At 36.1% G+C, this 22,868-nt stretch carries 30 protein-coding genes; 28 read left to right on the top strand and 2 right to left on the bottom strand.

All coding sequences use genetic code 11. The features are described 5' to 3' along the window. Positions 1–9 precede the first annotated feature (9 nt). The 4 genes from EDD58_RS12120 to EDD58_RS12130 all read left to right on the top strand — a co-directional run bounded on the left by EDD58_RS12120 (position 10) and on the right by EDD58_RS12130 (position 2,429). Positions 10–594, top strand: a complete 585-nt coding sequence (locus EDD58_RS12120) for a TetR/AcrR family transcriptional regulator (RefSeq protein WP_131925943.1) — start codon at positions 10–12, stop codon at positions 592–594. A gap of 39 nt (positions 595–633) precedes the next feature. Continuing rightward, positions 634–1,770 carry an FAD-dependent monooxygenase gene (locus EDD58_RS12125; RefSeq protein ID WP_243648733.1) on the top strand — a complete coding sequence of 379 codons (1,137 nt, stop codon included), beginning with the start codon at positions 634–636 and terminating at the stop codon, positions 1,768–1,770. Between the two features lie 10 nt (positions 1,771–1,780). Then, the gene (locus tag EDD58_RS14940) at positions 1,781–1,957 is read left to right on the top strand and encodes a hypothetical protein (protein WP_165875962.1); all 177 of its coding nucleotides are present in this window, start codon (positions 1,781–1,783) and stop codon (positions 1,955–1,957) included. Between the two features lie 88 nt (positions 1,958–2,045). Beyond that, positions 2,046–2,429: a VOC family protein gene (locus EDD58_RS12130; RefSeq protein ID WP_131925947.1), complete on the top strand. Its 384-nt coding sequence runs from the start codon at positions 2,046–2,048 to the stop codon at positions 2,427–2,429. A gap of 118 nt (positions 2,430–2,547) precedes the next feature. Here the strand turns inward: EDD58_RS12130 and blaOXA are convergent, their stop codons facing one another. Then, positions 2,548–3,342: a class D beta-lactamase gene (gene blaOXA, locus EDD58_RS12135; RefSeq protein ID WP_424321673.1), complete on the bottom strand. Its 795-nt coding sequence runs from the start codon at positions 3,340–3,342 to the stop codon at positions 2,548–2,550. Between the two features lie 268 nt (positions 3,343–3,610). On the opposite strand from blaOXA, the gene EDD58_RS12140 reads away from it, so the two are divergent. From EDD58_RS12140 to EDD58_RS12200, 13 genes are all read left to right on the top strand, one after another. Then, a complete protein-coding gene (locus tag EDD58_RS12140; RefSeq protein WP_131925951.1) occupies positions 3,611–4,078 on the top strand; it encodes a MarR family winged helix-turn-helix transcriptional regulator in 468 nt (155 codons plus the stop codon). Beyond that, positions 4,075–4,932, top strand: coding sequence for an MBL fold metallo-hydrolase (locus EDD58_RS12145; protein ID WP_131925953.1), 858 nt, complete (start codon positions 4,075–4,077; stop codon positions 4,930–4,932). The genes EDD58_RS12140 and EDD58_RS12145 overlap by 4 nt, the downstream gene beginning before the upstream one ends. Before the next feature lie 77 nt (positions 4,933–5,009). After that, positions 5,010–5,459, top strand: coding sequence for a GNAT family N-acetyltransferase (locus EDD58_RS12150; RefSeq protein WP_131925955.1), 450 nt, complete (start codon positions 5,010–5,012; stop codon positions 5,457–5,459). 344 nt (positions 5,460–5,803) lie between these two features. Next, complete coding sequence (locus tag EDD58_RS12155) at positions 5,804–6,508, top strand: response regulator transcription factor (protein ID WP_131925957.1); 705 nt, start codon at positions 5,804–5,806, stop codon at positions 6,506–6,508. Continuing rightward, entirely contained in the window at positions 6,501–7,424 is a 924-nt protein-coding gene (locus EDD58_RS12160; protein WP_165875963.1) for a sensor histidine kinase, read from the top strand. The genes EDD58_RS12155 and EDD58_RS12160 overlap by 8 nt, the downstream gene beginning before the upstream one ends. A gap of 204 nt (positions 7,425–7,628) precedes the next feature. After that, positions 7,629–8,552, top strand: a complete 924-nt coding sequence (locus tag EDD58_RS12165) for an ABC transporter ATP-binding protein (protein ID WP_131925962.1) — start codon at positions 7,629–7,631, stop codon at positions 8,550–8,552. After that, on the top strand, positions 8,545–9,279 hold the full coding sequence (locus EDD58_RS12170) for an ABC transporter permease (protein WP_131925964.1): 735 nt from the start codon (positions 8,545–8,547) through the stop codon (positions 9,277–9,279). The genes EDD58_RS12165 and EDD58_RS12170 overlap by 8 nt, the downstream gene beginning before the upstream one ends. A 214-nt stretch (positions 9,280–9,493) precedes the next feature. Next, positions 9,494–10,447 carry an ABC transporter permease gene (locus tag EDD58_RS12175; RefSeq protein WP_131925966.1) on the top strand — a complete coding sequence of 318 codons (954 nt, stop codon included), beginning with the start codon at positions 9,494–9,496 and terminating at the stop codon, positions 10,445–10,447. Next, positions 10,437–11,387 (top strand): iron chelate uptake ABC transporter family permease subunit, encoded by a 951-nt coding sequence (locus EDD58_RS12180; protein ID WP_131925968.1) that lies wholly within the window; start codon positions 10,437–10,439, stop codon positions 11,385–11,387. Before EDD58_RS12175 ends, EDD58_RS12180 begins: the two co-directional genes overlap by 11 nt. After that, positions 11,381–12,139 carry an iron ABC transporter ATP-binding protein gene (locus EDD58_RS12185; protein WP_131925970.1) on the top strand — a complete coding sequence of 253 codons (759 nt, stop codon included), beginning with the start codon at positions 11,381–11,383 and terminating at the stop codon, positions 12,137–12,139. The genes EDD58_RS12180 and EDD58_RS12185 overlap by 7 nt, the downstream gene beginning before the upstream one ends. A gap of 258 nt (positions 12,140–12,397) precedes the next feature. After that, complete coding sequence (locus EDD58_RS12190; RefSeq protein WP_207903303.1) at positions 12,398–13,339, top strand: siderophore ABC transporter substrate-binding protein; 942 nt, start codon at positions 12,398–12,400, stop codon at positions 13,337–13,339. Positions 13,340–13,502: 163 nt separating this feature from the next. After that, entirely contained in the window at positions 13,503–13,802 is a 300-nt protein-coding gene (locus EDD58_RS12195; RefSeq protein ID WP_131925972.1) for a cupin domain-containing protein, read from the top strand. 60 nt (positions 13,803–13,862) lie between these two features. Beyond that, a complete protein-coding gene (locus EDD58_RS12200) occupies positions 13,863–14,318 on the top strand; it encodes a DUF2269 family protein (protein ID WP_207903305.1) in 456 nt (151 codons plus the stop codon). A gap of 53 nt (positions 14,319–14,371) precedes the next feature. Here EDD58_RS12200 and EDD58_RS12205 read toward each other — a convergent pair whose 3' ends face one another. Beyond that, positions 14,372–15,373: a hypothetical protein gene (locus EDD58_RS12205; protein ID WP_131925976.1), complete on the bottom strand. Its 1,002-nt coding sequence runs from the start codon at positions 15,371–15,373 to the stop codon at positions 14,372–14,374. A 313-nt stretch (positions 15,374–15,686) separates the two neighbouring features. Between EDD58_RS12205 and EDD58_RS14945 the strand changes: the two genes are divergently transcribed. From EDD58_RS14945 to EDD58_RS12255, 11 genes are all read left to right on the top strand, one after another. Next, complete coding sequence (locus EDD58_RS14945; RefSeq protein ID WP_165875964.1) at positions 15,687–15,848, top strand: hypothetical protein; 162 nt, start codon at positions 15,687–15,689, stop codon at positions 15,846–15,848. Further along, a complete protein-coding gene (locus EDD58_RS12210) occupies positions 15,849–16,508 on the top strand; it encodes a nucleic acid/nucleotide deaminase domain-containing protein (protein ID WP_131925978.1) in 660 nt (219 codons plus the stop codon). 14 nt (positions 16,509–16,522) lie between these two features. Beyond that, positions 16,523–17,032: an SUKH-4 family immunity protein gene (locus EDD58_RS12215; protein ID WP_165875965.1), complete on the top strand. Its 510-nt coding sequence runs from the start codon at positions 16,523–16,525 to the stop codon at positions 17,030–17,032. A gap of 13 nt (positions 17,033–17,045) precedes the next feature. Beyond that, positions 17,046–17,363 (top strand): hypothetical protein, encoded by a 318-nt coding sequence (locus EDD58_RS12220; RefSeq protein WP_207903304.1) that lies wholly within the window; start codon positions 17,046–17,048, stop codon positions 17,361–17,363. A gap of 44 nt (positions 17,364–17,407) precedes the next feature. Beyond that, positions 17,408–17,722, top strand: coding sequence for a nucleoid-associated protein (locus EDD58_RS12225; RefSeq protein ID WP_131925982.1), 315 nt, complete (start codon positions 17,408–17,410; stop codon positions 17,720–17,722). Between the two features lie 136 nt (positions 17,723–17,858). Continuing rightward, positions 17,859–18,152: a hypothetical protein gene (locus EDD58_RS12230; RefSeq protein ID WP_243648735.1), complete on the top strand. Its 294-nt coding sequence runs from the start codon at positions 17,859–17,861 to the stop codon at positions 18,150–18,152. A 226-nt stretch (positions 18,153–18,378) separates the two neighbouring features. Beyond that, entirely contained in the window at positions 18,379–18,972 is a 594-nt protein-coding gene (locus EDD58_RS12235) for a pentapeptide repeat-containing protein (RefSeq protein ID WP_165875966.1), read from the top strand. Positions 18,973–19,301: 329 nt separating this feature from the next. Beyond that, positions 19,302–19,745 (top strand): hypothetical protein, encoded by a 444-nt coding sequence (locus tag EDD58_RS12240; RefSeq protein ID WP_131925988.1) that lies wholly within the window; start codon positions 19,302–19,304, stop codon positions 19,743–19,745. A 32-nt stretch (positions 19,746–19,777) separates the two neighbouring features. After that, positions 19,778–20,182 (top strand): hypothetical protein, encoded by a 405-nt coding sequence (locus tag EDD58_RS12245; RefSeq protein WP_131925990.1) that lies wholly within the window; start codon positions 19,778–19,780, stop codon positions 20,180–20,182. Positions 20,183–20,436: 254 nt separating this feature from the next. Beyond that, positions 20,437–21,510 carry a hypothetical protein gene (locus EDD58_RS12250; protein ID WP_131925992.1) on the top strand — a complete coding sequence of 358 codons (1,074 nt, stop codon included), beginning with the start codon at positions 20,437–20,439 and terminating at the stop codon, positions 21,508–21,510. Positions 21,511–22,106: 596 nt separating this feature from the next. Continuing rightward, a complete protein-coding gene (locus EDD58_RS12255) occupies positions 22,107–22,868 on the top strand; it encodes a Wzz/FepE/Etk N-terminal domain-containing protein (protein ID WP_165875967.1) in 762 nt (253 codons plus the stop codon).

Here is a 22,868-nt window from a genome sequence, read left to right on the forward strand (position 1 = left end):
GTGATCTTCATGTTAAGGGAAACTCGAAAAAGAGAATTAAAAGAGCAAATCTTTTTACAAGCGGTACAGCTTTTTAAAGAGAGAGGATATGAAAATGTAACAGTACAACAGATTGCTTCTGCTTGTGGAATAGCTAAAGGAACTTTTTTTAATTACTTTTCCAAAAAAGAAGAGATTCTATTGTATTTAGGAGAGTCCCAAATCGAATTATTCAACCGAAGTATGGAAAGGCATCAGGGGATTCAACACCCCAAAGAGCAAATTGAGCGTGTTTTAAGCGATTTATTACTTCGGTTTACAGAGCATGGTGAGCTTATGAAGCTTGCTGTATTGGAAATTATGAAATCTGCTTATCTGATTGAGAACGAGTCGAAAAGCATTCTTCAGCTGAAGCAAAGTATAGTTGCAATGATCGACCATGCAAAACAAAATGGAAAACTGAGCAATCATTGGAATTCAGAGGTCATTGCCTCTACGATTGTTAGCATCTATTTTCATACCATGATGTCATGGTCGCTACATGACCAGAATTCAAAGATCAGTGATCTCTTTCAACAACATTTGGATGTGGTGTGGGAAGGTATTGGAAGCTAGGATCATCAGATGGTAGTAATCATTGATGGAGGTAGAATCGTGGAACATAAAGTTATTATCGTCGGTGGTGGAATCGCAGGTCTATGTGCAGCCATCGCATTGCAAAAGATAGGGATCGAGGCAAAAGTTTACGAGAGAAGCATAGAGCCGACAGTAGCGGGGGCGGGGATCATCATTGCTCCTAATGCATTACAGGCACTTGAGCCATTTGGAATGGCTGATGAAATTGTCCGTGCTGGAAAAGCAAGTGATGGTTTCCACTTGTTATCGGACAAAGGACAGACACTTACACATTTATCGATCCCCTCTGGTTTTCAAAAGATGTACTCCATTCACCGAAAAGATTTGCACCACCTGTTACTTTCTGTTCTCCAACCAGACACTGTCGTATGGGGAAAAGAGTGTACTAAAATTGAACAAGATGATCATCACGTGCGAATCACATTTCATGATGGCAGTGAAGCAGAAGGCACGATCCTAGTTGCGGCTGATGGCATTCATTCTATTGTTCGAAAGCAACTTTTTACGGGTAATTTTTATCGGTATGCTGGGTATACATGCTGGCGTGGCGTTATTTCTTCAGATGGTATTCCTGAATTATCGGAGGACTTTATTGAGACTTGGGGAACGAAAGGTCGTTTCGGTATAGTGCCGCTACCGAAGAATCAAGTCTATTGGTACGCCTTGATTAACTCTCAAGCGAATGATGCTCGACTTTCTAATTTTACCCCGAATGATTTGTACGACCATTTTAAAGATTACCATAAGCCAATCCCAAGTTTGTTGAAAAATACGGAAAGTCATCAAATAATTCACCGTGATATCGTGGATATTGTTCCGATGCAGCGTTTTTATCTGAATCGTGTCATTTTCATTGGGGATGCCGCTCATGCAGTGACACCTAATATGGGACAAGGAGCTTGCCAAGCGATCGAGGATACTCGAGTACTTGCCGAGTGTATGAAAAAATATACAGATTTCCGTCAAGCCTTTGAAGAATATGATATACATCGAAGGAAAAGAATCGAGAAAATATCAAACCAATCCATGATGTTTGGGAAAGTCGCACAAGCAGACAATCCTATTTTAACCTCAGTAAGAAATGGTTTACTGAAGTGGACACCTAAATCGGTTTTTCAAAGTCAGGCGAATCATATTTACAAGTTTCAACTATGAGAATACAGTGTTGAGTGGCTATAGTGATCAAAAGAAGTATCTGTGGTATTTGAAAGTATGGCTCATTCCTGTGACCCCAAAAGCGATTTACCGCGATTTTATATTGCTCTACAAAATAACACAATCATTGGTTCATATGCCTTACTTCGGAATGATTGTCAAAGAGCGAATTGACCATCTACAATAATGGGCATTCTATCAATGAAACCACCTCTTTCTAAATGAAAAAATGTCAAAAGTGGTCTCTAAACAATGAGTGAAAAGAGATGTTCTCAATGAAGATCAATTTAACCAGTGTATATGTAGATGATCAAGAAAAAGCTCTCCAGTTTTATACAGAGGTTTTGGGTTTTGTTAAAAAAAATGATTTACCAGCGGGGAAATTTAAATGGCTCACTGTGGTCTCTCCAGAAGGTCCAGATGATATTGAGCTCCTCCTTGAACCCAATGAGCACCCCGCAGCTAAGGTGTACCAACAATCTATATTTAAGGATGGCATCCCTTTTACAACATTTACAGTGGGGGATCTTCAAAAAGAGTACAACAGAATGAAAAGTTTGGGAGTAGTTTTTCACACAAAGCCAACAAAAATGGGGCCTGTAACGGTTGCTGTGTTAGATGATACTTGTGGTAACCTGATCCAACTAGTCCAGTTATAAAATCGTTTTGTTGTTCTGAGTCTGATTTAGTTCAGGCTCTTTTTATTGATTCAACCAATCAAAGAAACTTGTACTCATTGAACATCGAGCACAAGTTTCATGAATGGAAGATTATTTTTTATTTAATCTCTGTTGGGATGATTTTCATTTCCTTCAAACAATCGATCGTAATATTTTTTGCTATTGTTCCACTGCCATCTATATTTGTAGCAAATACCCAAGTCTTATTTTTTGTTTTAATAAAACCTACATACCAGCCTAGGCCTAGATCAGACAATCTTGTCCCTGTTTTTCCATACAGCGTATATTCATTTTGCTCATCGTTAATCATTATTCTTTTAACTGTTTTAAGATTTTGTTCTTGATAAGGGAGTTTTTCTTCAACCAGTTGTTCTAAAAATTCAACCTGCTCTTGAGCGGAAATTTTCAAGCTACTGTCTAGCCAAAAGGTATCCAATCCCCCTGATATATCTTTATTGCCATAGTTCATTTTAGTGAGGTTATGTTGCATCCGTTCATTGCCAATATCTTTTGCCATGTCTTGATAAAACCAAATAGCTGAATATCTCATAGCAGAAGCTAATGAATGATCCCTATTCCAAGTCTCAAACTCTCTGATCACTCCATCCCATCTTTTTACTTCATATTCATCTATTATAGCTTTTTCTTCCAATCCGATGAGTGAATGGGGGACTTTAAAAGTAGATTCAGGAGTAAATGTTTGCTTACTTCGATCCGGATTGTAAATATAGAGGTTATCTGTGTCTAAATCTTTGATAACCATTGTTCCATCAATACCTTTAAAAAGCTCATCTACATCCAGTTCTTTATCTGCTTTTCCAGATGCAGCTTGAATGCTACCCGTTTGACAAACGAAAAGAATTGTAAAAATCACTGCAATTAGTGTGTTCATTCTTTTCATGATCATGTCCTCCTCATAGGAACAATCAAATGGTCAATACTCCTGATGCTTGTATCTTGCTTTTAACTGTCAATCTACAAGCTTAAGTTAAATTATACTTATACTTTCGTGTGTTATAAATACTTTTTTATTGGTGAAAATTTGATTATTAGGCTAACGAAATTAGAAAAAGTAATTTATCCGAGTTGACAATCTATTTTAAATAGACTACATTTAGTTTAGTTAACTTAACTAAACTGAATACAGAGGTGTAATTGGATTGGACGAATACATAAAAGTGGTTGATCAGATCAATCAAGCGTTTGAAAGATATCAAAACATAGTCTCACAAGAAGTAACTGAGGCACAACAATTGAAGAACTTTCATCTTTCTCCACAGCAAGAGCTCATCATGTTTTATATCATTCGTCATCAACCTGTGACAGCACAGGAAATCGCCCATCACTTTCACATTTCTAAAAGTGCAGTGAGTCAAGTATTGGCAAAGTTACAAGATCATCAATTAATTGAACGCCAGATCAATGCAGAAAACCGTAGGGAGTCACTGATCCGGTTAGCAACACGTGGCGAGGAATATGCTTCAGTCTTAACGAACATCGATGAATTGCTTGTGCAGAAATATTATTCAAAGGTACCATTAAAGGATTTGAAGGAAGTTTTGCGCATATTTAATCATTTATTAGATGTAACCAAAAAGGACACAGACCGGGAGGGGATTAGTCAATGACAGAGTCAACTTTGCAGAGATTGACTGATCGGATCTTTTACTTGACCCCTGATGCGGAGACAGATCGCCCCATTCTCGCAGCCATTTGTGGGGAGCATCAAACGCTCTTGATCGATGCGGGGAATTCGCCAGTCCATGCAGACTTATTTCAGAATGAATGTTCTAAACATGAAATCACCAATATCCATATGGGTGTTTTGACGCACTGGCACTGGGATCATTCTTTTGGTGCAAGTCGATTGAATGTGTTAATGATTGCACATGAAATTACAAAGAAGAAACTAGAAGAGTTAGTTTCCTTTACTTGGGCGGATGAAGATTTGGATCAAAGGGTGAAAGAGGGTGTTGAAAGCTCATTTTGTGCTGAAATGATCAAAAAGGAGTATGGACCTAATCGTGAAATATCGATTGTTACTCCAGAAATTACTTTTCCATCTAAGCTCGAGATTGATCTAGGAAATATTCATTGCTTGGTTGAACATGTGGGTGGAGATCATTCTAGCGATTCATCAGTAATCTTTGTTAAGGAAGAAAAGGTTCTTTTTTTAGGTGATTGCTTATATCCAGACTTGTACGCGGAACAACCGCGATATACAGTCGACCAGGTGTTATCACTTTTGGATAAACTTGAATCCTATGACGCAAATATATATGTTTTATCGCATGAACTCCCGTTATCCAAAAGTCAATTTCAAGGGTATGTGCAGTTATTACGATTGCTTTGTCAACTGACCACCGAAAAAAATGGTGTAGAAAAAGACATGGTTACTGCTCTTTCAGTACACTTGGGAAGAGAGTTAGGACGGATCGAGTTGGAAGCGATTCGTTGTTTTGTTCACGGGGTGAATGGATGATCATGTACACAAGAGGGAGATCTTCGCTATAATGAAATTATTCCAGATTACACCAGTGTGAAAGGTGAGAGATTGAAATGTTACAATACGATCAGATATCAATCAAAGAGCTAGTAACAGAAAATGATTGGAAAGAAGCTTTTCCAGTCATGAAACAATTACGTACTCATTTGAATGAAGAGACATATATTTCCTTGGTGCATCAAGCTAAAGAAGAAAACGAGTATAAACTTTGGGGATTGTATGAAGAAAACAACATCAAAGCAGTGATTGGATTTATGCCCATGGTTACATTGTATAATGGGCGGTTCATATGGATCTGTGACCTTGTTACAGATTCGAATGAAAGATCTAAAGGATATGGGGAACAGTTACTTACATTTACTCATGAGTGGGCCTTAGCTAATGATTATCATCTTGTCTCATTATCTAGCGGATTACAACGAAAAAATGCACATCGTTTTTACAAAGAAAAAATGAATTATGAAGAAGTGAGTTATGTATTTCTTAAAAAGTTAGACGAATGATGATACTTATATTTTTAAGTAAAAAACACATGAGGGTCTGCATAGGACTATGTGTTTTTTTACTTTTAAGGATAGGAGGAGGTTGACAGACTCTAAGTGAGGAGCAAACTCTTTTTGGTTGGATCATCCCTGTTTATACTTTGCCATAGCATCGGAATATAATGGATTAGCTCCCCAATTGATGGATGAAGTTTGTTCATGGCTCAAAGACCATGGGTCACACCGAACTCGGTGATGGTTAAGTTCTAGGACTAGAAAAGTTTATGAAAGTCTTAGTTTTAAATCAATGTTAGATATGGAGAAATCATTAATTTAAAATAACCATAAGTATGGGAGGGATGAAGATGCAAGCGAATATCTTAATCATTGATGATGATCAGGAGCTATGTCGATTACTTAAAAAATATATGGAAACAGAAGGGTATAAGGCGGATGTAGCCTATAACGGAAGAGAAGGATTAAAGTTGACTGAAAAACAGGATTATCATTTGATCATACTAGATATTATGATGCCAGAGATGGATGGGATCTCTACATTAATTCACATTCGAAAAACGAAAAATACACCTGTGTTAATGCTTACCGCTAAGGGTGATGAGATGGATAAAGTTTTGGGGCTGAAATCGGGTGCAGACGATTATATCACGAAGCCATTTAGCTTGTCTGAGTTAACGGCACGAGTCCAATCGTTAATTCGACGATATGTGGTATTGGGGGCTGCTACTCCAAAGCCACGTTGCATGACCTTTGGTGATCTTGTCATTGATCCTACACATATGCGTGCTACATATAAAGGAGAAAATCTTGGGTTAACGGGAAAAGAATATGATTTGCTTTACTTTTTGTCTTCTCATCCGGGACAGGTTTTTACTAAGAAACAAATCTACCGAAATGTATGGCATGACGAATATGCTTACGATGATAACAATATCATGGTACATATCCGAAGATTGCGCAAAAAAATTGAGCCAGACCCAAGGAACCCCATGTATATTTTAACTGTTTGGGGGATGGGCTATAAATTTAATGGAGATGCAGGCAATGAGTAGTGAGAGTATCTGGTTTGTTATCTGTCTAGTTCTAGTGATTGCTTTTTTCCTAGATCGAGAACGGCGGAGTCGGGTTCGTATTCACGAGACTCTGCATATTTTAGAAGAGATCATTGCCGGGAATGAAAATCGTAGAATTCATGTGGGAGATAAAGAGCTGATGGCCCCTTTGGTTTTTAAAATCAATCAATTGGTGGATTCTTATCAGAATGATAAAATCAACGCTTTGCGAATTGAAACAGCACGAAAGCAGTTGTTGACTAATCTTTCGCATGATGTGCGAACGCCATTGACCTCCGTGTTAGGATATTTAGATGCAATTTGTGATGGGACAGCTGGTGAAGAAGCAGATGAATATTTACAAATTGCTAAAAACAAGGCTTATACACTGAAAGAGTATATAGACGAACTTTTTATGATGGCTCAACTCGATGCGGACGAGATGGAGCTTGTTTTTGAACCGATTGATTTGCTCGAGCTATTGCGTAGTGAGTTAATCGGTTGGCTTCCAAGGTTACAGAAAGAAAATGTGAGATTAGAAGTTGAAATTCCCGATGACGAATATTTTGTCATGGGAGATCAGCTGGCCTTGATCCGCATTTTGGGTAACTTATTACAAAATGCTTTGCGGTATGGTGGGCGTCATGGTGATATAGGTGTCTCAGCATGGACTGGGGTGAACGATGTTTATTTTGAGGTGTGGGATCAAGGACCGGGGCTTTCTCGTGAAGAGATATCGAGAGTGTTTGAGCGACTTTATAAAGGAGATTCTTCAAGGACAACGAAAGGACATGGATTAGGGCTGGCGATTGCCAAAGAGCTAGTACAGAGAATGAATGGAACCATTTCCATGGAAAGCACTCCTTATAAGAAAACGTGTGTACGTATCTCCCTACCGAAAAGTAAGAAAAAGTAAGAAGTCTGTAAGCTCCATGTCAGAACTACCTAATAGAATACAGATATAGACAGTCATGTCATTTACCCAGAGTGAGGAGACAATCTTTCATCTCTTAAGGCATGAACTTGAGATGAACACCAAGCTTCGGCGTGATCGAAGATGGGTAATCAATACGCCATTGATACTACTTAAGTATAGAATGCAAGACTAGGAGCGATTTGAATGCATGATTGGGTTTTAGAAACAAAGGTGTTAACGCGAAAATTTGATAGCCAAATAGCTGTCAATGCTGTTAATATTCATGTTCCTAAAGGGCGGATCTATGGGCTTTTGGGGAGAAATGGTGCAGGAAAGACAACTACTTTACGTATGATTATGGGTTTAGTAAAACCTACGTCAGGTGAAATTAAAATTTTCGGAAAGAACGTACAGAGACATGCAAAACAAGTTTACTCTCGTGTAGGTTCACTAATTGAAACACCAGGGTTTTATCAAAATCTAACAGGAATTGAAAATCTCACCATCTTAGCACGTCTACGAGGAGTTCATCGTTCCGATGCCGTACAGTATGCACTTTCAAGAGTAGGTCTTGACAAAGAACCGAGGAAACTAGTATCTCAATATTCTTTAGGGATGAAGCAACGTTTGGGTATTGCAGCTGCCATTATGCATGAGCCTGAGCTCCTGATTTTGGACGAGCCGATCAATGGTCTTGATCCGATTGGTATACAAGAAATGCGAAATTTTCTCGTCGACTTATGTGAAGAAAAGAATGTAACCATTGTGATCTCTAGTCATATTCTTAACGAAATTGAACAAGTGGCTGATCATATTGGGGTGATTCATAAAGGGATGCTACTAGAAGAGGTGGCTGTCCATGAGCTTAGAAAAAGAAATCGCAAATACCTTGAGTTTCAAGTATCTAACGAGAATAAAGCAGCGCTGCTTTTAGAACAACACTTTCATATTAGTGATTATGAAGTTCATGAAAAAGGAAATATTCGTGTGTATTCCCACTTAGGGGAGCAGGGAAAGCTGAACAAGGTATTTGTAGAAAATGAGATTGAAGTAACCAAAATTGCCATGAGTGAAGATAATTTAGAAGATTACTTTGTTAAGTTGATTGGAGGTGGGACCATTGGTTAATTTGTTATATACAGAACTCTTAAAGCTGAAAAGAGCCAAATTGTTTCAAGTGAGTGTGATCGGAGCAGCCTCAGCCCCCATCATGATGTTTATCAGTCTTTTAAACATACAAAGTAAAAAACCTGATGAACCTATTTTGTTTTCGGTGTTTTTTTACAATACCAATATGTATGTTCTGATGCTCATGGGAACGCTTCTCTATGGAGTAATTACAGCTTATCTTTTTAATCGAGAGTATTCGGAAAACACATTAAAAAATTTGTTAACGATCCCTGTGTCAAAAAAAAGTATTATTGCAAGCAAATTAGCATTGCTATTGATCTGGATTATTGGATTAACTTTGGTGATGTGGGGGCTTACTCTCATTTTGGGGCTCATCGGACAGTTTGAAGGTTTGAGTGGAACTATATTATTACAATCACTCAAACAATATCTTATTGGAGGTAGCCTTTTTTTCTTCTTATCGATGCCAACTATGCTAGTCACCTTTCTATTTAAAAACTTTGTTCCCACCATCATCTTTACGGCTGTGATTACGATGGCAAATATATTGGTTGCAGACTCAGAATATATCGCTATCTTTCCTTGGACAGCTGCACATGTGATTGCAAACAGTGCGTTTGTACCAGAGTATCCCCCAGAATATTCGTATATAGCGATTCTGATTGCATCTCTCATTGGATTGATCGCAACGCTTCTCTACTTTAAAAAGGTAGATATTCAATGATGTAGTCGGGATTGGGGCTGTCAAAATCAAAAGTAGGCTTATCCAATCAAGAACGGACAAATCCCTTAGGAATTTAATTTAAGGAATTTGTCCTTATTTTTTATCCTTAAAAATGAAAATCATTTTCAATTAAGGGTTGACGAAAAGCAGAGCTTAAGTATAGTATATTAACGAGAATGATAATCGTTATCATTAATGAGGTTATAGGTGGGTTATGAAAAGAAGATATTTATTCATCGCACTAATCATCTTGTCACTATGCTCCGTGTTTATTGGAGTTAGAGAAGTTTCTCCCTTAGACCTTTTTAGGTTAAGCCAAGACCAAGCCCAGATCTTAGTAGTGAGTAGAGTTCCGCGATTAATCAGTATCATTATTGCAGGCATGAGCATGAGCATATGTGGTTTAATCATGCAGCAGCTCAGTAGAAATAAGTTCGTCTCGCCAACAACTGCTGGAACTATGGATGCGGCAAGACTGGGAATTTTAGTGTCGTTACTGCTCTTTACGACGGCTAGTCCTCTGCAAAAAATGATCGTCGCTTTTATATTTGCGTTACTAGGAACTCTCTTATTTATGAAGATTCTTGAGCGAATCAAATTTAAAGACGCTATTTTTATACCGCTAGTTGGACTGATGTTGGGAAATATGATTAGCTCACTATCGACTTTTATTGCCTATAAATATGACTTAATTCAAAATATGTCCTCATGGTTACAGGGAGACTTTTCGATGATCATGAAAGGACGATATGAATTGATGGTGATCAGTGTCCCATTGCTAGTGATTGCTTACATATTTGCCAATCAGTTTACCGTTGCAGGCATGGGGGAGGAGTTTGCCAAGAATTTAGGACTCAACTATAAGTATGTGGTAAATCTAGGACTGATCATTGTAGCTTTAATCACATCTTCGGTAGTACTCACAGTGGGAATGATCCCTTTTTTAGGCTTGATCATACCCAATATAGTCTCGATCTATCAGGGGGATCATCTCAAAAAAAATCTTTCTCACACAGCTTTATTAGGAGCAGTATTTGTATTGTTTTGCGACATTCTCGGTCGAATCATCATCTATCCCTATGAGATTTCGATTAGTCTAACTGTTGGAGTGATCGGAAGTGGGATTTTCATCTATCTGTTGATGAGGAGAAAAAAGTATGGGTATTAAAGCGAAAACGGGGCTTCTTACAATCATTGTTCTGGGATTGATATCCATATTTTTATTGATCGACATAGGGAATAGTTGGGAATACATCTTGCCAAGAAGAAGTGTCAAGCTACTTGCGATCATTTTAACGGGAGCTTCAATCGCTTTTTCAACGGTTGTGTTTCAGACGATCACAAATAATAGAATTCTTACTCCGAGTATATTGGGCTTAGATTCACTCTATCTGTTGATTCAAACCGTTGTCATATTTATATTTGGAGCTACCACCATAACTAGAATGAATAATCATGTAGACTTTTTAATGTCTGTAAGCTTAATGATTTTGTTTGCTGGATTACTCTATCGAGCTATCTTTAAGAGCGAACAGCAAAATATCTATTTCATGTTATTGATTGGGCTAATTTTTGGGACTTTATTTCAAAGCTTATCTTCTTTCATGCAAATACTGATTGATCCCAATGAGTTTCAAGTCGTTCAAGACAAAATGTTTGCCAGTTTCAACAATATCAATACAGAGATCTTATGGGTCGCCAGTCTCTTGATCATCGTTGTTACCGCTTACTTTTTAAGATTTATGAAATATCTCGATGTACTAGCGCTGGGCAGAGAACAGGCGATCAATCTAGGTGTCGATTACGATTATGTTGTGAAAAGGTTACTTGTTGTTGTCGTGATCCTTGTGTCCATCTCAACGGCCTTGGTAGGACCAATCACATTTTTAGGATTACTAGTCGTGAATGTGACCTATGAGTTTTACAAGACTTATCAACATCAATATTTAATCTTAGGTTCGATCTTAATCAGCATCATTGCCCTTGTGGGAGGACAGCTGATCGTGGAAAGAGTTTTTAGCTTTTCTACACCACTGAGTGTCATTATTAACTTTGTGGGTGGAGGTTATTTTATCTATCTACTATTAAAGGAGACTCGATCATGGTAGCAGTACGAAGTGTTTCAAAAAAATACGGACACAAAAACGTGCTAGAGAATGTCTCTATTCAAATAGAAAAAGGTAAAATCACCTCATTGATTGGTCCTAATGGTGCAGGCAAAAGTACTTTATTATCAATCATGAGTCGTCTGATTCAAAAAGACACAGGTGAAGTTTATATTGATGAGCAGAAGATCAGCCAATACAAAAGTAGTGAGCTAGCTAAGAAAATATCGATTCTCAAACAATCCAACCATATCAACCTTCGTCTGACCATTCGAGAGCTTGTTTCTTTTGGGCGTTTTCCCTACTCACAAGGGAGGCTCTCCAATGAGGATGAAGAGCATGTGAATGAAGCCATTCGTTATATGGAGTTAACCGAGCTCCAGCATAAATATCTGGATGAACTTAGTGGAGGACAAAGACAAAGAGCTTATATTGCCATGGTCATTGCTCAGGATACAGAGTACATTTTTCTCGATGAACCATTAAATAACTTAGATATGAAGCACTCTGTTCAAATTATGAAGATCTTAAGACGGTTGGTGGATGAATTAGGGAAGACGATCGTGATTGTGATCCATGATATCAATTTTGCCTCTTGTTATTCAGATCAGATTGTTGCGCTTAAGGATGGGAAAGTAATCAGAGAAGGTTCAACTGGTGAGATCATTACTCAAGATGTCTTAAAAGATATTTATGATATGGAAATCAGGATTGAAAAGGTAAATGAGAATAGATTTTGTTTTTATTACTCTTAGACTTAGAAAATACTACTTAGGCAGAATTTTGCCCACTACTAGGTGGGGATCCTGTTATAGATCTTATCTAAGTGGGTCTAAAAGCCATCGGGTCAGTGTTTCTCTGCTAAGTCGAGATAAAAAAACAAGTTAATCATTGACCATAAGTAACAAGTCGGAATTTTGGGTAAAATGACTTTGTGCTGCTCTTCAGCGGAACCCTTTTCAGACTCTGAATCTAACGAGTGATAAATTTTCTATATTTTGAGGAGGAGAACAATGTTTAAAAAGCTTTCTCTCATGTTAATGGTTGCAGTTTTAGCTGTGGTAGCCATAGCCTGTAGTTCGAATGAAAATCCAAGTCAAGCGGAGGCAACGGGAGGTGAAGAGATAGTCATTAAGCACAAGTTAGGGGAAACAAAAGTAAAGAAAAAACCTCAGAAAGTGGTTGTTTTTGATTTTGGTTCACTGGATACTTTGGAGCGATTAGGAATTGAGGTAACCGCCTTACCTAAAAACAATATCCCAACTTATCTTTCAAAATTTAAAAATGATAAGTACGTCAATGTAGGAAGTTTGAAAGAGCCTGATTTTGAGAAAATCGTTGAAGTTCAACCAGATTTAATTATTATTTCTGGTAGACAGGCAAGTTTATATGATGAATTTAAAAAGATTGCCCCTACGATTGATTTAGAAGTAGACCCAGCTAACTATATCAACTCATTTAAGAATAATGCAAAAACACTAGGAAAAATATTTGATCAAGAAGCAGCTGTTGAAGCAGAGCTCACCCAAATCGATGAATCTGTGAAAAAGCTCAAAGATCAAGCGACTGCAAGTAATCAGAAAGCCTTAATTATCCTAGCCAATGATGGTAAAGTGAGTGCTTATGGACCGAACTCACGATTTGGTCTGATCCATGATGAATTTGGACTCGCTCCTGCCGACAATAAAATTGAAGTTTCGAATCATGGTCAAAGTATTTCTTTTGAATATATCGTAGAAAAAGATCCGGATTATTTATTCGTGATTGACCGTGGAGCTGTAGTAGGTGGACAATCCTCTGCGAAGCAAATGGTGGAAAATGAGTTGGTTAAAAAGACGAAAGCATATCAATCGGGGAAGATTATTTACTTAGACCCGAACTACTGGTATCTCTCTGGAGGAGGGCTTGGATCGGTTTCTGAAATGGTAAAAGAAGTGAAAAAAGGTTTGAAATAGGCTCGTTTCTTTAATGAAGCTCGTCACTGATGGCGAGCTTTTTACAATCTGGAGAACATGGACGATATTGTGATTTGAATCACATCTGTTTATTCAGTTATTGACTATAATATTTCCTGAAGAGAGATCCTAGCTGGATACAATAAACGGAGGTGGATAACCATTGAAGACTATTACAACCAAGAATCAGTTAGACTTAAAGGCTAAACATATCGAAAGAATTCTTCAACTGGAGAATGCAGAAGTGATGAATCTTCAACTTAAAACAGGAGAGAAAATTCCCGAGCATCATGCAAAAGAAAACCTTCTCGTCATCGTAAGACGTGGGAAGCTTTTATTTCAAGTTGAAAATGAAACAACTGAACTTACAAATGAGATATTATTATATATGAATCCACTGGAAAAGCATCAACTTGAAGCGATCGAAGATACAGATATAATTATCATTAAAATTCAAGCGTAATAACTATAGATGAAAAAACTAACCATGATTTACTAATGTAGAAGGAACATAAAAATGGATATTCTTTATCGTATTACTCTTTATACTCATGTCATAAGTGCCATCTTATCGATTGGACCCTTTTTTATCCTGTTTCCGATCATAAAAAGAATCCAAAAGGCATCTTCGTCCGAAGTCATCCAAGCTTATCTAGATTCATTCAGCTTCACTGTGCGATTAGCAAAACATGCAGGTCATGTCTTAGTAGTGTCAGGGATTTTATTAGTCATGAATAGCGGATGGACATGGAAAACACCCTGGATTATGATGACGATCCTGATCATGGTCAGTTCATTATTTTTTCTCGCTCGTGCGTTTTCTCCCACACTGAAAAAATTTAAAAAACCTGATGCTGATATAGATTCATTAACTCAACGATTGCACCGTTCTACTATTATTTACATTGCTCTATTACTTCTTATGTTATGGTTTATGGTGGCAAAACCAAGTCTATCATTTTTTGATAGCGTATTTTAGAGTGAAAAAGACTTCAGATCCCACTTGGTATCTCAAGTCTTTTTTATTTAACTTCATTCCTTTAGTTGCTTTGAACAAAGATATGAAAAATTGATAGGATGAGAGCCCTTATATGACTTTAATTTTTCTTGATTACTGGATATCACAACATTTTCTTCGATATATCCTAATGATTTTGAAGTATTATCTTTAGAGAATGTATGGATGGTACTCAATTTTTCGTCATTGACTAATTTAACTAATTCAAAACATGGATATAAATGGACTTTGTCATGGTAGCCAATTAAGTAATAATCTCTATATCGGTTGATCAAAACTTGATTACTTTCTTTCCCATTGTAATAAACCTTGTGTAATGTATAGTCAAAACAATAGCCAATATAAAAAGGTACAATAATTATACTCATGATGAATAAATTTACTAATAAAAACTTAAAGATCGTTTTTGTATAGGGCTTAAGCTGTTGAGGAAGAGGAATTTTAACAACCAGTGTAGTGATCGTGAAAATGATATATGACAAACCAACCCATTGAAAAAATGAGAGGGTATTTTCTTGAGTATACTGGGTTTGATTAGATAATAATAAAGTCATCGATTTATAAGCAATAATAAGGAGTGACACAATCATAGCAATCCCAGCTAACAACTGAAATAAATACCGTGCAGTATCAATAATAGATATTGTTAATTTTCTATAGTTGTAAGGTCCGTCAGGAACTTCTCTTAATATGGACAATGGTTTTTTCGCTAAAAACCAAAATAAAAAAAGACTAACGATAGTAATATAAATCAATACTACAATAGGATTTGCACTTAGTAATAAATCGATCTCTAGATAATTCATTGGGATATTCCATTTCAAAAGGTAGCCAATTTGGTAAAATAGATTAATCAAAAACCATGAAATGATTAAAAAAGCAACTGCTAATTCAGCTTGTAATAAGTTAGTGATAATTGGATGTTTTTGCGCAAATGTCTGCTCTGTAACTTCATGTTCACTCTTAGGAATTATAATATGCCTGGTTCCATCAATATCTTTTGTTTCCCATTCCAAACGTAATCCCCCACTCCATCAGATCGTACCTGAACATTAGATGCAATAACTGAAAAAGATTAATTAAACGAAATATAATTTACTTTATCATTAACTAACATATTGGGACAACATTTCCAAGTTATAATAATGATTATTTCAAAAAATTAAATGAAAATATCGGTTCAGGTGAAAAAATATGTCTCTTGTTCTCTCTGATTTTTATTTCTAATATTACATAATATACGAATATTCGTTTAAACAGTAAGCGTTAAGTGACAACAATAATCGCACTAAATACCTAATCAAGTAATTTACATAAGTAGGTGAAGCGATGGATGCCCATGTTTCTTTGGAAGCATTAGGGAAGTTTAAGCACTTACTGACCGAATTTAGTAAAAACATGAGCGTAGAAGCTCAGAAGATGCAACTCCACTTAAAGAAAAACCATGACCAATTGCAACAAAAGCATTTTGAACTCAAAAAGCAACTCTAGATGTGCCAAGATCCCGTTTCTTATGAACAAGCAAGACGACAACTGGCAGAGTTTGAACGATTGTTTGCAGGGTTTTGCCAAGCGGCTCAAGAATGTATCAAAGGTTTTCAACAACAAGAATTAATGGCGGCGAAACAAGGAAAAGCTGTTGTGTCAATTGATCGGAAGGTTGGGGTGTTAAGGGAGTATTTGGGAGCGAGGTCTTCAGGGAACGGAGTGATAACTAAAGAAGTAAAACAAGTTGAAGAGGATTTATCTAATGAAACAGGACAGATCAAATACGGTAGCACTGATTTAAGTAAGGTTGTTATAAATTATAGACGTACCAATAATATTTACACAGCAAGAAATGTGGCAGTTTTTGAATATGTACAAGATAGGGAATTAAAAATTCTGGCTATGGCTAGTAAGAGGGGAGTTGGGCATGCTGAAAGACTAGTGGCGAAGGAACTAGCTAATATGGGGGTTTCTACTAATCAAGTCACTAGAATTTATTCTGAACTTGAACCATGCTCAGTTCCAGGTGGGTATTGTAAGAGGTTTTTACAAAATACATTTCCTGAAGCTGTTGTAACTTATAGTTTTGAATATGGGGATAAAGATTCTCGTACTAGAGGTATAGAAGCTTTGAAAAATGCTATAAACAAGCTATTAGATTGATAGGAGTGAGTAATTTGGATAAAACGCTCAAGGAAATCACTGGTTTTTGGGGAGAGTCATTAGAAAAAATCCATCATAAGACAATTGATAAATTTCCATTATCAGAAGAAACAAAGCTATTTCTTACTTCCATAGGATTACCAGTACAAGATGATTTTTTTATCAGTTTTTATGGAAATGATCAAATACTGGAACTGGCTTATGAGAGTAAACAGATTGTATCCATTGGAGATGATTTCGGTACCAAGATCTGTATAGAGCCAGATTCTGATCAAATTATTTCAATAGATGAACAGGCTGAATATCCAACAAGGTTTGTCAACTCAAGTATTACCAACTTGCTTCAGTTTATGATGATCTATAAAAAGAAACTACCAGCACTTAAGGATGCTACGGATGAAGAAGCTTGTAAAATCGTTGATCAAATAAACAAAGAATACAAAAGGATTGACTCTAAAGCAATAGAGAATGAAGAGAATTGGTGGTCTATAATCTTAGAACAAACTGAACTGGGTTTGATTTAGAGTTGATGGGAAATTGGATGGGGCTGAACCTTTAACAGACACAAAGAAAATTGTATTTAAATTTGAAGAGGGTGTATTATCTTATAGGAATACTGACGAAGGTTCTTTAATTAAAAAGTTATATTACTTAGATCAACATTATGATACAGCTTTCTACAGCGAATGGACTTTGTTTAAAGTAAAACACTCAGACTATTTAGGTTGGTTTCTTGAAGACAGTTCCGGTATTTATGAATCGAATAAAGTTGAGCATTATGTGTTTATCACTCCAAATGAAGTCATTGAGATCATCTCTGCAAATCTACCTCAAGTTATCATTGATAATCCGTAGTAAGATTTATCTCTTAATACTTAAAACGACTTTGGGGCGATAAAATGGATTCTACAGAAATCATTAGTCAACTCATTCAAAGAAGAAAAGATTTACATCCCGATGACCCTGCTATTCAAGAAATATGGAATGAAATGGTGGAAGTTTTAAAGGACAATGAAGAGAAAACGATCTCTCTATTCAACAGTAGTAGTAAAGAGGAACTATATTGGCTAAGTGAAATCTTTGAGGATCTATCATTTGAGTTTCAAAGTAAAAAGCTTATCGATTGTCTTTTGGAGTTACAAGAAAAATCTCCTGATATCGACATGGAAGATGATATCCTATATGCAAAAGAGTCAATGAATAATGATCAATAAGAAATTACAATAGCGAAAAGTTCCTTTACATAAGACACTATCTAAAAGAATAGGGATAAATCAAGCTTGGTTTCCAACAACAAGACAACCTTAATAAGCAGGAAAGGATATGTATATAAATGATGTTAAAAGGATATTGGAAAAAAGAGCATCATTACATGATGAGAATGACTTTGAAATTGAGAAGTGTAGAGATAAATTAACTGATGCTCTAAGTATTAATACTGAAGAGACAATAAAAGTTTTAAAGAGATGTAATAAAGATGAACTTCTTTTAATTAGTGAAGTTTTTGAAGAGATTGCGTACAACTTACAGAGTCAATCGTATATTGACTGTTTAGATGAATTAGATATAAAATACCCAGATCTATATCTGACGGACTTAATTAATGTGGCAAAGAGTTATCTAAATTGGAAAGAAAAGGATTAAGAAGAATAGTTTAGGTACTGGCAATATATTTATAGAGCAAAGACAAATCTCTTAAAATGGAGTGTCATCATGTTAAGTCTTGAAAACAGAATAAACAGAACTATTTTATTGTTGTCACCTCTTTTTATTTCTTTAGGGGCGTTTGATTGATGTAGGTTTTGATGACTACAATCCTAGAATACGTTCGTATCACATAAAGGAAAGGGCGAGGATTTTGCATGAATGGGTGAAGAAGGAGTTTATTGAAGAAGATTTTAGTTCTCAGGTATTACCTGTACTCCATTTAAGTCAATGTCAGTTTATTCGGTGTCAATTTAAATTTGCAGATTTGAAGGAGCTCGAGACAGAAAACTGCCATTTTATCGATTGCGATTTTTCCAATTCTGCGCTTAATAGCTCGGTTCATCGGGCATCCGCTTTTACTAATTGTCGATTTGGGAAAACTAATTTTTTTGTGGCGAAGTTTGAAGGTTGTAAAATGACGGGCTCTAACTTTGATGAGGCTGATTTTACAGGTGTTTCCATTCAAGGTGGAGACTGGTCGTATACTGTTTTGCGTCATCAACGATTATATAAATGTGATTTGTCGGAGGTATCTTTTAAAGAAGCCGATCTGTACCAGTGTGACTTTGCCAAGTCGAACTTACAGAATGTTGACCTCTCTTATGCAAATGTAAGTGGAGCTTCTTTTAGCGGAGCTGATCTTCGAGGAGCCAACTTAGAGGGGATTGATATGAAAAACTTAAATATAAAGAATGCACGGATTGATGTGGCTCAGGCGATCCAAGTAGCACGTTCGCTGGGAGCGAAAGTAGAGTAAAAGTACATTAGCGAGACTTAAAGGGATTGTGTCGAATAGATCAGATTGAAAAATATCTATAATACATAACTAGAATATTTATGTGAAAATGATAGGTTTAGGCGGGCCAATACTCTTTTTGCTCGATGTAACCTAAATGTTTTTTGTAAGGAGAAGTAATTTCGGAAAGTGACGATGTAACATAAGTCTTACAGGCATTTTAGATGAATGCTATTGATGAAAAGAAGATTTATACTAATCCTCCTTATTTTCAAAATGTCCATCTTCACCTAAAATAAAAAATGTTGCATATCCTTCCATTTTCAACACACCATCGGAGGAGATTATTTGTGTTCATCTGGCTGTTAGACTTTATCAATAGCTATCTTTTTCGTCCTTTAAGCTTAGTCTTAGACCGCTTTAGTTTCATTTTCGATATCCTTGAATGTGAACGTACTCAAAAACATGTCAAAGTTGCCTTTGATCTTGATGAGAGATATCAGTTTCTACATAGTTCGGTTATCTTTAGAGAAGGGATAATCGATGATCAATCAGGTCAGTTTATTTCTTCCCAAGAAATGAAGGGGAGACATTTTCAGGTCATCTACCCAGCATATAGTGATTGTTTAATCTTGAGCTGGGTTCTTGATTCAGGTGAGGTTGTAGGCAGATATATCCATGATGATTCGATATTAAAGTTGTATCGCAAGAAGAGAAAAATAGATGGACAGGTTGCTTATTGGATCAACACGATTCATGGTGACTATTGTATCATCAAAGCGGATTCTAAATAATAACAACTCATCGTATATAAAGGTGACACTTTATGATCAAATCTCTTAAAGCTTTACTACAAGAAGTTGGCTTGTTCTTAGACCCAGATCGACAGCAGCATCGAATCATTACCCACGATTTATTATCTTTTAAAAATCACCTGGTGATTGTTAAAGAAGGGAAGCTTGACGAGCACACAGGCGAATTTACAACCTTAAAAGAGAGTAAGGGAAGATACTTTCACATTCAATACTTTGACAAAGGGATTTATGAAGATGCAGTAGTCATGACTTGGATGTTAGAAAATCAGAAGATCACAGGCTTATATATTTCAAGGAAGTCGATCCGTAAACTAATTCCGCGGAAGCAAAAAAAAGCTGATGGACATGATCTTTACTATATCAATACTGATCAGGGAGATTATTGTATCGTTTCGTTAAATCAAATGATAGATTAGTTATTTTCATAGAAATAAATCTAAAAAAATCCTATATGATGTTTATCTGATCAATCCAACAGCTTAAAACACAACTATAAATGGCGATTATAACCACAATTCCCATCTCAATAGTGCATCTAAAGCCTGTGTGACCATGTACGTAAGTCTCACAGGCTTGTTTTGATTTAATATTTAGTTTAATATAATCTCTTCAAACAATTACCATTTGAAATAACTTATAATAAGTAATTATAAAATTAGGAGGATCTGTAGTGAAAAGATTATCTACATGGCTACTCATCGCTACTATTAGTATGTTACTGATTGGATGTACAACTGAAGCAGAAGAAAAAGCTAATCTACAGAAGTCGGAAGGGGATGTTATCAATGGAATGACTCCAGATCAAGTAGCTGTTCTTTATCAAACGGCGAAGATCCAAAAGAATTTACGTAGACAAATGGCTTTAGTTGGGCCAGAGTTACTAGATAAAGTCACACATGGAGTTGAAGATCTTAATTTTAAAAAGGACTTCGGTCCCGAAAATCAGAATTCGATCAAGCCAGATTATAAATTAACAGAATATAAGTTTGATGATAATACTTTCTTTTATCAGTTTGAAAATACAGATGATGATTCGCTGTTTAATTTTCCATATAAAATTGTTCGAACCCCACGAGGTTGGAAAGTAGTAAATGATGCATCTGATGAATTCTTAAGTTTATACAAATCAAAAGGTGTTACTTATAAAGGTGAACATCTCAAAGAACGTGGTCTCTCAGAGGAAGAGATTGAAAAGATCCGAAAAACGAGGTTTTATGCTACAAATATCAAAAAGACAGTGGATGTTCCTGTTCATGAAAACCTGATTAAAGAAATACTGGAAGAAGACATAAAAGCTGATACAGTGGCTAAAGAAAAATATAGAAAGTATTTCTCGCCTAGTGCTCCTAAAGTAAATGGTGTAACTCCAGCAGAAATTGCAAAAAAAGCTTTACAAGCCGAGGTGGATAAGGATTATCAGGAATTTCAAACTTACATAACACCTGAAGTGAAAAAGAAATATTCTGAAGGGGAATCTTGGTGGAACAAGATTGATTGGAATAGTACTGGAAAGGAAGATCCAGGTGAACTAAAAGTCATTGAAGAAGCACTGGGTAAGGATCAGAGTTATTACTATAAAGTTACTCATCGTGACTGGTCTTGGAATATTTATAAATTCAAGAAGCTGGGCTCTAATTGGAAAATAGTTGAGACTCATACTGAATGGAAAGATTTCCCCGAAAAATTAGATGTAAAAAAATTAAAGTTTCATGAGGATGGAACAGAGATTAAAGACTTATGGTAACCGTCATTATTATTTGTTTATTAGAAGGAATATCGTATAAAAATAACCAACTAACTTCTAAATGAAGTTAGTTGGTTCAAATGACTACTAGCAACCACCACAATCACTTTTGCCACACTTGGTACACTTGGAACGGATCATCATTTTTTGCCCCCCTTTGTTATGCCTTCACAAAGAGAAATACTATTTCAAATCCATCATACCAAATCAATTGAAATTTAATTCGAAAAATGATGAATATTTGTTGTCAGTTAGGGATGTTTTATATTTCAAGTCACCATATTTTTGTTATCCAATTATTTATATGTAAATAAACGGTATTCAATTTATTGTCAAGAATGACTACACTAAGTTTCAACTTCATAAACGAATAGTATATATAGAGGGTAAAGCCAAAAAAATAGTGTTTGTAAATGGCTTGGAATCGATGGAGAGCCCTTGATATTTTCAGGTTTATAAGCTATGTTAGACGAGTGTATTTTGTTATTCTATGACTCTATGTAAAAATGAAACTCTATAAAATAAAACATAAGCAGCGGGATCTTTAATAAGTCCCGTTTTTCATTCAATTCACTGAAGCAAAGGTTGGTGTCATTGTGTCAAACGAGCAATTGCAAGAAGAAAATCGCTATATCTTTTTTGAGTACTTGCTATTTTTTTGGAAACGAAAGAAGATATTTTTACTCATTCCTGTAGTTTTTGTGATTGGAGCATTACTTTTTGGGCTTCTCCAGCCAAGTGTATACACAGGTCAAGCTGTTGTCGCAGTTGGGAGTATTACCACAGATTCATTAATTAATCCGGATATTATTCAAGGTAGTTATAAAAAAGAATTAGATCCAAAGATAAAGTCTTCTTTTCAAGCAGTAGTACCTAAAAGTGGGCAGGTTCGTTTACAAGTAACTGGCGGAGATCAAGAAGTTGTACAAAAAAATATTGAGAAGGTGTCTAACGCTTATCTTGGTTCTCTGCAAGCACTATATACAAACCGTTCTGATATGTATAAAAAGCAGATTGAGGGTTTGAATAAGCGGATCGAGGAGTTAAGCAAAGCAACCGAATTTTATCGCTCCAAAGTGGATAAAAATCCGGCTGATATAGTGACTGGTGAATTATTGATCGAAAATGAAAAAGAACTATCACGAGCCCAAGATAGTGCACAAGTGATTAATATAGATCTTCTTTATCTGGAAGCACCTAGTTATACGATTGAACCTACAGTAACCAAACAGCGCTCACCTATTGTTTCAAATCTAGCTGTTGCGCTTGCACTTAGTTTTGTGGTGATGATTCTTGTACTAGTATTCTGGAAATATATTGATGATGCCAAAAAGCACTATCCTTCACTGAAAGAATAA

The sequence above is a fragment of the Hazenella coriacea genome (assembly GCF_004341825.1).
GTDB lineage: Bacteria > Bacillota > Bacilli > Thermoactinomycetales > Thermoactinomycetaceae > Hazenella > Hazenella coriacea.